Annotated in this window: 13 protein-coding genes; 7 read left to right on the top strand and 6 right to left on the bottom strand. The window is 43.6% G+C overall.

The features are described 5' to 3' along the window. Positions 1-116: 116 nt before the first annotated feature. Genes R8G66_31165 through R8G66_31155 form a run of 3 tightly spaced genes read left to right on the top strand, consistent with a single transcriptional unit; the run spans position 117 to position 2,554 of the window. Positions 117-521 carry a hypothetical protein gene (locus tag R8G66_31165; GenBank protein MDW3196878.1) on the top strand — a complete coding sequence of 135 codons (405 nt, stop codon included), beginning with the start codon at positions 117-119 and terminating at the stop codon, positions 519-521. Beyond that, positions 522-2,135 (top strand): SpoIIE family protein phosphatase, encoded by a 1,614-nt coding sequence (locus tag R8G66_31160; GenBank protein ID MDW3196877.1) that lies wholly within the window; start codon positions 522-524, stop codon positions 2,133-2,135. Between the two features lie 2 nt (positions 2,136-2,137). Continuing rightward, entirely contained in the window at positions 2,138-2,554 is a 417-nt protein-coding gene (locus R8G66_31155; GenBank protein MDW3196876.1) for a DUF1987 domain-containing protein, read from the top strand. Here R8G66_31155 and R8G66_31150 read toward each other — a convergent pair. Then, positions 2,517-3,023, bottom strand: a complete 507-nt coding sequence (locus R8G66_31150) for a hypothetical protein (protein ID MDW3196875.1) — start codon at positions 3,021-3,023, stop codon at positions 2,517-2,519. The genes R8G66_31155 and R8G66_31150 overlap by 38 nt on opposite strands. Positions 3,024-3,592: 569 nt before the next feature. On the opposite strand from R8G66_31150, the gene R8G66_31145 reads away from it, so the two are divergent. After that, positions 3,593-3,754 carry a hypothetical protein gene (locus R8G66_31145; protein ID MDW3196874.1) on the top strand — a complete coding sequence of 54 codons (162 nt, stop codon included), beginning with the start codon at positions 3,593-3,595 and terminating at the stop codon, positions 3,752-3,754. Positions 3,755-4,007: 253 nt separating this feature from the next. On the opposite strand, the gene R8G66_31140 is transcribed toward R8G66_31145, so the two are convergent. The 5 genes from R8G66_31140 to R8G66_31120 form a co-directional block, all read right to left on the bottom strand. Continuing rightward, a complete protein-coding gene (locus R8G66_31140) occupies positions 4,008-4,361 on the bottom strand; it encodes a hypothetical protein (protein MDW3196873.1) in 354 nt (117 codons plus the stop codon). Beyond that, a complete protein-coding gene (locus R8G66_31135; GenBank protein ID MDW3196872.1) occupies positions 4,358-5,116 on the bottom strand; it encodes a LytTR family DNA-binding domain-containing protein in 759 nt (252 codons plus the stop codon). The genes R8G66_31140 and R8G66_31135 overlap by 4 nt, the downstream gene beginning before the upstream one ends. Continuing rightward, positions 5,113-6,126: a histidine kinase gene (locus R8G66_31130; protein MDW3196871.1), complete on the bottom strand. Its 1,014-nt coding sequence runs from the start codon at positions 6,124-6,126 to the stop codon at positions 5,113-5,115. Before R8G66_31130 ends, R8G66_31135 begins: the two co-directional genes overlap by 4 nt. Positions 6,127-6,204: 78 nt before the next feature. Next, on the bottom strand, positions 6,205-7,641 hold the full coding sequence (locus R8G66_31125; protein ID MDW3196870.1) for a fasciclin domain-containing protein: 1,437 nt from the start codon (positions 7,639-7,641) through the stop codon (positions 6,205-6,207). Positions 7,642-7,933: 292 nt separating this feature from the next. Further along, entirely contained in the window at positions 7,934-8,485 is a 552-nt protein-coding gene (locus R8G66_31120) for a transposase (protein ID MDW3196869.1), read from the bottom strand. Positions 8,486-8,863: 378 nt separating this feature from the next. On the opposite strand from R8G66_31120, the gene R8G66_31115 reads away from it, so the two are divergent. The 3 genes from R8G66_31115 to R8G66_31105 are packed head-to-tail and all read left to right on the top strand — an operon-like array spanning position 8,864 to position 14,212. After that, on the top strand, positions 8,864-9,397 hold the full coding sequence (locus R8G66_31115) for a DUF5004 domain-containing protein (protein MDW3196868.1): 534 nt from the start codon (positions 8,864-8,866) through the stop codon (positions 9,395-9,397). Positions 9,398-9,431: 34 nt separating this feature from the next. Then, a complete protein-coding gene (locus R8G66_31110; protein MDW3196867.1) occupies positions 9,432-12,743 on the top strand; it encodes a SusC/RagA family TonB-linked outer membrane protein in 3,312 nt (1,103 codons plus the stop codon). After that, positions 12,743-14,212 (top strand): RagB/SusD family nutrient uptake outer membrane protein, encoded by a 1,470-nt coding sequence (locus R8G66_31105; GenBank protein MDW3196866.1) that lies wholly within the window; start codon positions 12,743-12,745, stop codon positions 14,210-14,212. The genes R8G66_31110 and R8G66_31105 overlap by 1 nt, the downstream gene beginning before the upstream one ends.

Raw genomic sequence — 14,212 nt, 5'->3', positions numbered from 1 at the left:
GACTTCTTTTTCTAAGGACCAGCGAAATTTCAGGGAAAGTAGAGACTTAATTTTCTAGCCGCCACTTATTTTTCAGCTACAGCAAATTTAGAAACTAACTTAAATCTGATAGAATAATGACGTGCTTATTTAAACGCTCTGCACTAACCGTTGCCCTCACTGCAATTGCTACTGTTACTTTTGCGCAGGATCATGGAGATGCGCCTAGCGTACTTGAATTGTGGTTTGGCGTACTTGAATTACCTTTTCTTTTCTTATGTATGTACTTTGCACTTCGTACTGCTGGTGCACTCAAAGGTGGTACTTTCGGTAAAGGAATGGCGCTAATGGCCTGGGGCTTTGTGGTAATGGCCGTAGGGCACATGCACATGCAGATAGACCACTTTTTTGGCCTTAATATCTTCGATACCTTATTAGGTTCTACCTTGGGTCAGATAACCTGGATCGTCGCACTGATGGTGACCTGGACACTTTCAGGGCTTGGATTTTACTACATTTTTAAGGCAGCGAGAGTCGCCTAAATGCTTGGATTATTCAAACGTGATGGAGCTCCTTCAAAAAAGGAGCTCAAACACAACCTTTACGACCTACTTACCTTCCTGGTAGAGAAAGTACCGGACGACAAGCAATACAGTATCCTGTCTGCGCGAGTCAGCAAGTTTACTTCCATGTCCGCCGACAAGCAATTACAGCAGCTACCGGAAACTTATTTGCTACTGGAGCAGTACATCACAGAGCTGGATTCCTCTACCATCAAATCCCGCGAAGATGTACGGGTGCAGGTTCAGGAGAAATATCCTTTTGCTTCTGAAATAGAGTCTCTGCAGATCATTTTCCAGCCTCGGGAACGTCAACCGATTGAACTTTCCAAGGTTTTCATTCAATCTGTGTTGTCTAAGGCATATCAATTGCTCGGGTCGGCCGGAGATAAGATGCTTGTATCGCTACAACACTGGTTGGAGAATGCACCCGATAAAGCTTTTTTGCCGGTGCCTTTCAAGCTACAGGAAGAATTGCCCAAGAACGAAGCAGATTGGTATAGTTTGTTGTTTGATATTTCTCACACCTTATTCGGGAATCTTGAAACCAAATTCAGTGAAAACTTTACCCGAAAGATCTATGAGAAATCATATGAGGACATAGCCCGGCGTTACAAAGGCCTGGAAGATTTCTCTATGATGATCGAGCTGCTGCCTCGAAAGATTCTGGATGGCTCGCAGATCGATATCCTTTCCAAAAAGAACAAAGAAAATGTACTTACCGGTCGGGTGGAAACACTCACCGAGCTGAACGAAAAAATCACCCAACAGGCGAAAGAACTACAAGAGGCGAACGACCTGATCAGCAAGAAGAACAACGAGATCACGGAAAGTATCGACTATGCCAAGCGGATACAATTTTCCATGATGCCGGAACAGACGGCTTTTAAAAAGATTTTCAAGGATTCATTCATTTTTTTCAAGCCCAGAGATATCGTCAGCGGCGACTTTTACTGGTTTAAAAAGCTTGACTACAAAGACCCAAAATATGTCATCGCGGCAGTAGATTGCACCGGTCATGGTGTACCCGGAGCGTTCATGAGTATGCTGGGAATTGAGCATTTGGAGAGAATTGTTGGCATGCGCCGGATACTTGATCCAAGTCAAATTGCGTTAAGATTGCACAAGGCAATTGTAAAAACGCTAAAAAGAGATGTAGAAGAAGTGCAAGATGGTATGGACTTGTCCATATGTACCATCAATACACGCAATAAAACGCTCGAATTTGCCGGAGCGAAAAACAACCTGGTTTTCTTACAAAAAGGAAACTTGAAAGTTTTCCGCGGCGACCGGCAATCTATCGGTGAAGAGCATGAAGGCGTGGAGCCGTTTTTTACGCGCCAAATAGTGAAACTGACACCTGGAACCTCCTGTTACATATTCTCGGATGGCTTTGAGGATCAGATGGGAGGGCGACTGAACAAAAAATATAAACGTGTGCGATTCATGAAGTTTTTAGAGCAAATTCATGAAAAGCCAATGAAAGAACAGCGGGAATTACTCGATCAGGAACTCCATAACTGGATGAATACTGACGATAAGAGCTATCCGCAGATCGACGATATACTAGTTATGGGATTTAGAATCGACTTTTAACCATGGATCAAGAAACGCAACAACCTATAGTGATTGACCCAACCAGTGTTACGCCTTATGTGATGCTGGATACAGCTGCTGAGCTGTTTGAGATCAAGGGAAGATCCAGCCCGGAAGTATCCATCAACTTTTATAGTCCTATTTACGACTACCTGGAAAATGCCCAGTTTAAGCAATCCGGAGGGGATTTTACTGCCAATTTTGCCTTAGAATATTTCAATACCAGTTCTACCAAATGTTTGCTCGGTATTTTGAAACGCCTGGCAGGATTTCAGGAAAAAGGAAAGACCGTCATTGTCAACTGGTACTATGAGGAGGACGATGAGGATGTACTCGAGATCGGAGAAGACCTTTCCTATTTTGTTGACATAGAATTCAACTTTATTCCCATAGAATCTGAAGAGGAGGATTACTATTAATCGTTTCCCTAGCAGTTAATTTATATTTCCCAATTATTCCGTAACTGATCATTTTTGGAATCAGACATGATTTGGATTCGTCGATTTCAGAGACGAAAATATTGATCATATCTCCTTGCTTCATGCCATTCAATAAAGAGTGGTCGTTCGTGAAAGATTTACCCAACACCTTCATTCCAGTGGTTGTTTCGTACTGATAGTGGACTTTGGCTCCTTGTCCAATCCCAGTGATGGGTAATCCACGCTGTACATTCATAGCAATTAATTCTGCAGATTTGACCACTCCGTAATTATAAAGACTTAAAGTTTTTCTAATCCTTAAATACAGGAGGATCGCCATAATGAGCCCGAGGGTCAGAAATGGCATCAGCATCATTTGAGCCTCAAAAGGAAATTCAAACGGTTCCAGCCCCACAATCATGGAATGTTCGTTCAGATACTTTATTTCAATATCATCCCCTATCTTCATTTGGCCAATTTTTTCCGGATCCAATGACCGGTAAACCCCGACTACTTCCCCCTGATTAGTCGAATATTGGTAGCTAATAATGGATGGGTGTTCCTCATTGATGGAGATATTGTTTTGTTCCTCAATATCCGTGATTGTAGCCGTGGTTAGCTGACCTTCTTCTTGTATTTATTTTGATAATCAGCCTCTGGAATACCTGCATCATTGATGTTTGAAACAATTGTAAAGATGGAGATAAAAACCAGTGGCATGAGCGTAAAACCTCGGAATGGACAAATGTCTTTGCCGTTGTGTCAATAGATCGAAAATAGTTTTGAATCCTACGGTTCTGGGTTTTCCTTGCATCGTTGCTTTCAGTTAAATGGTTTTACGAAAGTACACTATCCCGTGATTGCGAGTTTTTCTTGTTCTGGTACGGTCACAGAACTCCGATAAATCCTAAACCCTTCGGTAAACAGTTTATCCGAACTTTTGGCGCTTTTGTCTGGTCAATGCAGCTTCTGTCTAAATTGTCGCTTCGGTCAATGCTTGATCTGCGTAATTAGCGGAGAAAGACCAACATGAATTTTTTGAATGCAATTTTGGGGAGTAATCGTAAAAAAGGGATGACCATCAGATACAGCAAAAGTGGAGCGACCTGGCAGGTTTACAATGAAGGGCGGGTGGTTTATCTCGGCACCAAATCTAGTTGTCGAGAGTACGTGCAGTTCATGTCTGGTAGTCCGGTTTGATCAGACTATTGGCTTTAGTTGCAGGGAGTGCTTCTTAGAAAAGTACAGTTACTGGCTTCAGTTTGTAACTGAAGTCAAACAATAAAACGAAGTTTAAAACTTCTACATCAGCCAATCATAGTTAATTCCAGAAGTCCTCTTCCTCCTGAGTAATCAATGGCACTGCTAAAAGGGTAGTGTTCTGGTTCTCTCACCAGTTAGTGCTTTTAAAATAGTACAGTCAACTAATAAAATGAAGTTTCCAACTTCAAAATCATTCCTGTCTTAGTGGATCATTCTTCTTCCTTCTCTTCCCGGATAAAACCCGATAAGAATCAACCATAATATAAGTGCCAGTTGCTCCTGTGATACCACCTGCTACCAATAACGCCTGTCCTAATTGGTCATTCGATCGACCTAACATTAACCCTCCCGCAATGGTGATCGAATAACCCAAGGTAGAAACCAAAATACCAGCCCGAAATTGCTTGTCTGCGTTGTTGATCCGAAGGTTGATGTCTTGCGTTTCCTGTTTGATGGCGAGGATCTCTCGTTTCAAAGAATCCAGATTTTGTCCTGATAGTGTTGTTGCTGCGAAAAATGTCAGTAAGACGAAGAGTGTTCTCATTTTGTAAACCATGATTTGAATGCGACGACCTTCTCCCGGCTTACCAACAACTCATCAACCTGGCCTTCGTGCAATTTCAATAACAACCTTTGCCCCGCATAAGGTTTAAAAAGTTCAATAGATTCAATGTGAACAATGAATTTTCGATTGATTCGAAAAAACTTGTCCGGATCCAGATGGTCCGCAACCAATTCATCTAAAGTAAAGTCCGTCATGAACTTTTTACCCGCTTGTCCATCGTGTAGGTACACGATTTTGTCTTCAGAAGAGAAGTAAGTGATGTCATCTACAGGCTTATGATAATATTTTGTACCAGCCTTGACCAAAAATCGCTCCTTGTATTTACGTTTGACAAACAAATCCTTTAGCAAATTGGCATCAATCAATTGTGCTTGCTTCTGATAAATGGTACTGTATTTCTTGATGGCCGTTTGCAACTCCGGGAATTGCACCGGTTTAAGAAGATAATCCAGGCTATTTACTTTAAAAGCCTGCAGCGAATATTCATCATAAGCGGTTGTGAAGATCACCGGAATGTTGATATCGATCTTTTCGAAGATCTTGAAGCTCAGCCCATCCGCTAACTGAATGTCACAGAACATGAGGTCGATCTCTTCTTGATTATTCTTAAAAAAGGAAACGGTTTCACGGACGGTATCAAATTGGCCTACCACGTCAATAGCATCTGTTTTTGCGATCAATCCGGCCAGCCTTTCTGCCGCTAGTTGCTCATCTTCTACGATTACTGCTCTCACTTTTCTTCTACTTCGATTAATGGAATTTTCACCGTGAACTTGCCATTGGAATGAATGATCAATGGATTCTCTTCACTTAAAAAGGCGTATCGGTTTTTGATATTGGCCAGCCCTACATAAGATGATTCCACCTCTTGCTCTTTCAACTTGATGCTGTTCTCTACAATCAAATGACCTTTAGATTGATAGATTTCAATGGAAAGTGGGGAGATTTTAGAAACCTCATTGTGCTTGATCGCATTCTCGATCAGAAGCTGTAATGTGGAAGGAGCAATGTATTTGTTTGAATCTGCTGAACTTACTTGATTGTTGATGACCAGGCTGTCCCTGAAGCGTGTCTTCATCAAGTAGATGTACGCTTCCAAAAACTTCATTTCTTCCTTCAGTTTCACCAGTTTGTTATCCTGATTTTTCAACAAATAGCGATACACACCGGACAAGCGGTTGATGAATTGTTGTGCAGACACAGGATCCTGATCGACCAAACTGGAAAGCACATTGAAACTATTGAATAGAAAATGCGGATTTAGTTGCTTACTCAACGCATCGAATTGGGCCTCAGCCTTTTGTTTTTTAAAGCGTTCCGCCTGAATGCGCATCTCTTCCATCTTATTTCTATAGAAGGAGATCGCATTGATACAATGCAGGAACAAGTTGATCCGAAAATTAAAGCCCAGGATCAGTCGAAAGTTGGTTTCTCCGGCCTGAGCAGAGAAATGCGCCAAATAATTGCCCAGAAAAGATAAGACAACAATGAAAAAAATAGAGGCGAGAAAATGAGTGATTAGCTCACTGTAGGGAAGACTGGGTAGTTTGAATCGTTCTGCAACCATGGCCAGCAGGCGATTGCCTTCCCAGATGCATACTACGAAAAGCAGGATGAATCCGGAGAGAATGTAATCATTCACTTCAAAATCCAGCAAAGAATCCCCTTCTGTGAACTTTAAATTGAGGAATGAATAGATCCCCAAAAGTAGAATGTACAGAAATCGGTACCTGGTCCTGAACATGGCGATAAGGAAAACCAGGCAACTCCCGTCATGCTTTAGGAGATTGCCTGGCTTTATTAAAGTTTTTAATATTCCTGATTAAGGAAGGATCACTTTATCGATCACGTGGATCACACCATTGGTACCGTGAATATCTACACTACTGATACCCGCATCATTGTCTTCATTCAATGACAAAGCAGCATCTGTTTCAGTGATGCTCAAAGAAGCAAGGTCCAATGTGAATGTTCCGCCAAGGGTAGTCACTGTGTTAGTCCCAAGGTTAGGCAAATCAGTAGAGAATACCCTGGCCTCGCCGATCACGTGGTAAGTCAATACTGCCTCCAAAGTTCCGATGCCGACCGCAGCGATCAATCCGTCCAGATCTTCTACGCCTGCATCTGCATAAAGCTGAGCAAAAGCGGCATCCGTGGGGGCAAATACCGTATAAGGACCATCTCCGCTCAATACAGAGATCAGATTTGCAGCAGAAGCATCATTTTCAACAGCAGTCAGAGCAGCTACTAATTGTGTGAATTCAGGAGTTTCCGCTTGCGTTGACGCTACGGCAATTTCTACGACATTAGAAGTAGGAGCTACGAGTGTACGGTCGATTACATGTACCACACCATTGTCAGCGTCTACGTCGGTAGCGATCACTTGTGTAGATCCGTTGATGAAAACACCATTGTCATTGATGCTTAAGTAAAAGTCACCACCTAAAGCTTCGATAGTGCTACCAGTAGCTGGAAGGTTCGCTGCCAGTACTTCGCTATCTAAAGTGTGATAAAGCAAGATATTTGCTAGATCTTCGTTGCTGATGCCTTCCAAAGAAGTGATACCTGCAGCTTCGAATGCGGCATTGTTTGGAGCAAATACAGTGAATTGTGCCTCTCTGTTGATCAAGGTACTCAAAAGGTCTGCCTGTACAACAGCGGCAGTCAATGTGGTAAAGTTCACATTGAAATATGCAGGCTCAACAACCGTATTAACAATGCTAGCCTCTAGTCCTGGAATTAATACTGCGTCCACAATGTGTACGACACCATTTGCAGCATCTACATCTGCGATAGTCACATTGGAAGTATTGATGGCAACAGATGATCCGTCAATACCAACCGTTACATTCTCACCAAGTACCGTGGAAGCATTAGCGCCATCCGTTAGGTCAGTACTCATCAATGTACCTGCAACTACGTGGTATTCCAAAATTCTTCTGATGACAGATTCAGGTATATCATCCAGAGAAGTTTGTCCTACAGCTGCCAATAGATTAGCAAAAGCCTCGTCGGTTGGGGCAAATACGGTGAAATCACCGGATTCATTGCTTAGGGTAGTTACCAAATCAGGAAATTTGGTCAAAGCTTGCGTCAAGACGGTCAAGTTTGCGTTGCTGGTCGCCAGGTCTACGATGGTGTCTGTTGTTTCGACCACTGAAGGCTCATCGTCATCTGAGCAGGAAACAAGTAGTCCTACGATGGCGAAGCTCATCAGAATGGACCACAATCTTGGGTTGATAAATTTCTTGTTATTCATTGTTGAAGTTTGTTAAACACCTGAGGAAAGCACGCTGGGGGCGATTCTGTTGGGGTGTTTCGAACTGATCCGGCTAAGATTTGCTACTGAACTGCGTGAGATTGGGACTGAATTGTAAGGGAATTCAATAGGTGTTGATGCTATTTGCAGTCTGTGCGAGTTTACAGAACGCACCTTTTATTGTTAGTTGTTATAGGTGGAAGCATGTTTACGAGAACTTTCCGCTTAAACAGCCACTGGCTTCAGTCTGCAACTGAAGTCACACAATAAAAAGAAGTTTCCAACTTCCAAATCAACTGATCATAGTTAAATCCAGGAGCCCTCGCCCTCCCGCGTAATCAATAGCACTGCTAAAAGGATAGTGTTCTGGCTCTCTTACGAGTTCTTCTTTGACAGGATTCATATGGATATAATCGAGCCGCTGATCCATCATGTCATTTGTGGAAAGTTCAATTGGGTGATTGTCTTGCTGCCAAAACTGATAGTCCTGATTGTTTGAATTACTATCTCCCGCAGATCTAAAAAGCCACATCATCCAGCTTTTTCTACTTTCCTGAGGGTTCTCTCTTAGTTCTTTGAGCAACTGCTTGCTGGTGTATTTCTTCAAGTCCCTTAATATATCTGACAAGGATTTCCCTTCTGCAGCCGAAGCAATTAAGTGTACATGATTGCTCATAATCACGAAAGCATAGAGGATCAGGCCTTTTTCTTGTTGGCAATACCTTAGGCTTTCAACGACGATATGCTTGTAAGAAGGCCTGGAAAGTGCATCAATCCATTGAATGGTAGCGAATGTGATGAAGTGTAGCGCCTGATGATCTACGATCTTGTGTTTTGATGACATGTTTTGCCAAGTTACAAACTTGGTATTATTAGCTTGCTTTAAGTCATGCAGACTTAAAGCAGGGAGGGGTCCTTCGGAAATGAATAAAAGGTGTTTCTCAATGTAATTTTCGTTCATTAACAGCTTTAATAAGTTTTCAAATACTGTTATTTTCTTCAGTTTTTTGATCGATTAATGTCGGTTCAAATATTAAATCGATAAAATCATTGCGAATTGTCATATCCCAATAAGGGCTTTGGCTGTTATTATTGATATTAAGTATGTAGCTTTAGCGGCTATTTAATTACTTAGCTGAAAACAGTGTGCCACGAATAGAACCAGAAGCAACTAAATAAACCGTTCTGGTGAGATTCCGAGCCTAATGAAAAAACAATCGTTATGAAGAAAAATCTACTTTATGCACTACTGATTACTGCCGCTTTTTTGGTCGCCTGTGGCGATGATGAACCAGATGTGAATCCGATCGTAGGATCCTGGGAGCTGGATGATGTAGTCATTTCTGACCCTCCTGCAGGATTTGTAATTGCCACGAACCCACAACAGTCATCAGTTTATGGAGAATCAGAGTATCTGGTCATTTTCAATGCTGATGGTACTTATATCCGTGAAATCGAACGTACCAGTGGTGATTTCGAAGATGAAGGGACCTGGGAAATTGATGGAGATGACCTGGATCTGGATCAGGATGATACCAATGTTCAGGGATTACCTACAAGTTTCACTATCGATGGTGAGATCAGCGATCGGTCTATGACGCTTGTCACTACAGATGTGTGGTTCGCATGGCCTCAGTCCATCATTGATGATGAGCAGGCTTTAGATACGTTGACGGATGATGAGGTAAATGCATTCTTCGATGAGTATGGTGCATTTGTCGAGATGACGTTCACCATGGATTTCGATCGGCAGTAAGCCAAATTTCATTTCACATAAAATTTAGTAGCGCTTGATATTCAGGGGTTTCAGGATTTTTATTCTCTTAGGTCTGCTCTCGACCTCCGCTTTTGCCCAAAAACTGGTCACAGGCAAGGTTATTGACCAATCAGGCGAAGGCCTTTTTGGGGCAACAGTAGTCAATGAGAATACCGGTAAGGGGGCTGTCACGGATATTGACGGCAACTTCTCGATCACTGTCAGCAATGGAGATAAACTTTCCATTCAGATGATCAGTATGAAGACGGCTTCAGTCACTTATACAGGACAGGCCTCTATCAATGTTACACTGGAAGAGGATGCGATCCTTACGGAAGAGGTGGTGATCACCGGATTTCAGGAGGTCAATCGCAAACTCTTTACCGGAGCTTCTGAAAGCCTGAGCATGGATGACATTCGTCCTACGGGAATGGTCGATGTAAGTCGAGTACTTGAAGGACAGGCTGCGGGCGTTACCGTAGACAATGTTTCAGGGACCTTTGGCACCACGCCACGGATCAGGATCAGAGGAAATGCCTCTCTGAACGGAAATAATCAACCGCTCTTTGTGGTGGATGGTGTTATTCTGGAGGACCTGAACAATGTGAATGTGGATGACCTCATATCGGGGGATGCCAACACACTGGTTAGTTCTTCTATTGCCAACCTGAACCCCTCTGATATCGAATCCTTCCAGATCCTGAAGGATGCTTCCGCTACTGCGATCTACGGTGCTCGTGCCGCCAATGGAGTGATTGTCATTACCACCAAGCGTGGTAAAAGTGGACAACTCCGCGTTAATTACTCCGCCCAGTTTTCTGGGAAAATGCGCCCGACTTACAATCAATTCGACCTCCTCAATTCAGCGGAGGAGTTGTCTGTGTACCGGGAATTGGCCGCAAAAGGATTGGTAGACATCAGTACCGCAGTTCGTGCCCGAAACTATGGTGCCCTCGGCAAGATGTTTACACTGATTGCCAACCACGAATTGGAATGGGGACCTGGTGGTACTTTAAACGAGGAATTCCTCAACCAATATGAAAATGCTAACACGGATTGGTTCGATGTGCTGTTCCGTGATTTCGGCTTGCAGCAACAGCATTCCCTGAGTTTCACGACAGGAAGTGAAAAGTCGAATAACTACTATTCAATCAGTTACCTCGGGGATCAGGGCCAAACCATCGCCGACAAGGTTAACCGTTTTACCGGTACTGCGCGAAATACCTACTTCATCTCGGATCAATTCACGTTTGGCTTGAAGCTGCAGGCCTCTTATCGTGACCAAACTGTTCCTGGTACAAGAAACCGGGAATTAGACCCAATCACCGGTCAGTTCAGCCGGGATTTTGACATCAACCCTTTTAGCTACAGCTTAAATACCGCAAGGTCCATCCGTCCTTACGATGAGAATGGGAACCTGGAGTTTTTCAGAAGGAACTTCGCTCCTTTCAACATCCTGCATGAGCTGGATAACAACTTGATTAATATCGAAGTATTAGACGTCTCGGCTCAAACTGATTTCGAATACGCGCCTTTGGACAACCTCTCTTTTAAAGGCGTGGCTCAGATCCGATATGCAAGTACGTCCAGGGATCACATCATTACCGAAAATTCCAACCAGGCAGAAGCTTTCAGGGCGGATGGTTCACAGTTCATTCAGGAAGCTAATAACCTGTTGTTCCGAGATCCCGATAATCCGGGGTTGAATCCTGTAGTCGTTTTGCCAGAAGGAGGGTTTAATTATCAGGATCAAAGTGACCTGATCAACTTCTTTAGCCGTGTAAGTGGTAACTGGTCCGAGACTTATAATGATCGCCATGAGGTCAATGTGTTGGCAGGACAAGAACTAAGATTAACTAATCGTACTGCATCAAGTGCCACCGGCCTTGGGGTCATTTATGAAAGTGGTGGAGTCGTAGTGACGGACCCGAACATCATTGAGTTTTTCAACTTACAAAACATTGATTTCTTTACCCTTGATGAGCAGAAAGACCGCTTCATCGGTTGGTTTTTGAATGGGGGCTATTCTTACAAATCCAAGTACGTGGCGAACTTCACTTTCCGCTACGATGGTTCGAATCAATTGGGGAAAAGCCAGCAAGCGCGGTTCCTGCCCACCTGGAACGTAAGTGCAGCCTGGAATGCCTACAATGAGAAATTCATGAATGTAGTGCCCCTAATAGAAGACCTTAAAATTCGTGCGACTTACGGTATCTCAGGGAACTTGCCCCCAAGTGCGAGCGCATTACTCAACATCCAATCAGACGTGACCCTCCGTCCAACAGATGTGGAGCCACAGTTGTTCATCCAGGAATTGACCAACACGGAACTGACCTGGGAGAAGTTGAATGAATTTAACGTGGGAATGGACTTCACACTATTCAATAAAAAAATAGACGTCACAGCCGACTACTATATCAGAAATTCCTTTGACCTAATCGGTGTGGTGCAGACAAGTGGTATCGGTGGTCAGGGCTTGAAAGTCGGGAACTTTGCCGATATGGAGATCGAAGGATTCGAATTTTCGATCAACACGACGAACTATGATAATGCCGGATTCACATGGCGCACAAACCTGAACATGGGTTACAGTCGTGACCGGATCACAAACCTGGATTTTGGTCCAAGATATGTAGACGCGATTGGGCAGGCAGGTGCTGGCGTGTTAGGAAAACCAAGAAGGTCTCTGTTTTCCACCAATTTCGCTGGCCTGAACGATGAAGGTATCCCACAATTTTTCAATGAAGATGGGGAGCGCGTATTCCAGTTTGACCTTCAAGAAAGAGAAGGTTTGGAAGACATCCTGATCTTTGAAGGATCAACAGAGCCTCGTGGTTCCGGAGGATTCAGCAATACGTTTACTTACAAAGGATTTACGCTGATGGCGTTGATGTCCTTCAAGTTTGGTTATAAGATCCGATTGAATGATGCCTTTTTCGGTACTTACACGGATTTTGATGCGCTGCCCGGCGAGCTAGTCGACCGATGGGCGGTTCCCGGCGATGAGGATCTTACCAACATCCCAACCATTTTGGATCGTGGAGTAGCGCAGGTCAGTGGTAGTCGTGTGCAGTCCTATCAATTCTATAATAAGAGTACGGAACGTGTGGCAAGTGGAGATTATGTCCGCTTAAAAACGGTTCGATTAGGATACGTACTTCCACCAAAAGTTACGAACAAATTGGGTGTAGCATCAGCTAACGTGTCACTTGAAGCGCTGAATCTGGCGCTGTTGTATTCAGACCGTGAAAACTTAAGGGGTCAGGATCCGGAATTCTTCTCCACCGGGGGAGTTTCCCTGCCGCAGCCCAGATTGATAACATTTTCATTAAACGTAGGATTTTGATGAAGACGATTAACAAAATTCTTCTCACCGCAACTGTTCTTTCATTCAGTGCCTGTGGTTTTCTGGATGAACAACCCGACAACCGGGTGGAGCTGGATGATTTGGAAAAAGCAGCGCAATTGCTGGTGAGTGGCTATTCCATTGCAAGTCCAAACTTTACAGATTGGATGACCGACGATGTGGTATGGACACTTGGAACCAACATCCGTCTGGAACATGAACAAATTTTTCGATGGGAGGAAGTAGATGCCGGCGGCCCAACGGTACTCGATACACCGGACTTCTACTGGTTTGAGACCTATAATGCCATTGCCCACGCCAATGAAGTATTGGCTATTTTGGATGGTTTACCGGTTGAAAATTCGGAAGATGAGGCCCGTAAAGATGCGATTGAGGCGGAAGCCTTATTGATCCGTGCTTATGGGCACTTCATGCTAGTGAATATGTTTGCTCAACACTTTAATGTTCAGACAGCAGGAAGCGATGAAGGTATTCCGTACATCAAAGTACCAGAAACGGAGTTTTTGGTGGGGTATGAGCGTGAGTCCGTTAGAAAAGTTTACAATGAAATTGAAGATGACCTTTTGAAAGGGTTGCGATTGGTAGATGATACTTTCTTTGCCAACTCCGGGAAATACCACTTCACCAGAAATGCAGCACTGGCTTTTGCCACACGATTTTACCTCTATCAAAGAGATTACAATGAGGTCATTCGTTACGCCGATCAATTGCTTGGAGCCAATCCTGATGCATTTGTACGCGACCTTACCTCCGATGAGTTTAGAAATGCCAGTTCTTCGATAACTGCCTATCCACAGCTTTATACCTCTCCTGATCAAGGAGGAAACTTGCTGTTGATGCGTAAAATTTCGCTGGTGCAACGACTTGATTTCGCATTTGGTGTAGACAGGAACGATTACTCAGGGCTATTCAATATTAACCCATTTGCTAATACGGTAACGGATCGTCGTGAGAACCCGGCTTTTGTGAAAGGAGAAAATGCTCTTTATCCTGTACGATACCAGAACTTGTTTGAAAGGGCCAGTTTGAATGCCAATGTTGGTTTCCCATACTACATTCACATGGCGTTCACCGGCGAAGAAGTACTATTGAATCGAGCTGAAGCAAAAGTCATCACTGGAGATGAACAGGGCGCCATTGATGACCTACAGATTTTGATCAACAACCGCTATGATGGTGGAGACATTACGATTAACCTGGATTTGTTGAATAATCTGTTCCGTACTAATGACGATTTTCTAAATGTGATCAATTATGTCATTATCGAACGTCAGAAGGAATTTCTGATGCAAGGGATGCGATGGTACGACCTAAAACGTTTTGAATTTTCAGTGCAGCATGATTCACCTTCAGGGTCAGACCTGTTGACCGCTGATGACCTGAGAAAGGTCCTGCAAATACCTGAGTCGGCCCAGGAAGTTGGTGGCCTTGAACCGAACCCGAGATAA

Source organism: Cytophagales bacterium (assembly GCA_033344775.1).
Classification (GTDB): domain Bacteria; phylum Bacteroidota; class Bacteroidia; order Cytophagales; family Cyclobacteriaceae; genus JAWPMT01.
Note: the sequence above shows the minus strand (reverse complement) of the source record. Positions and strands in the feature narration are given on the sequence as shown.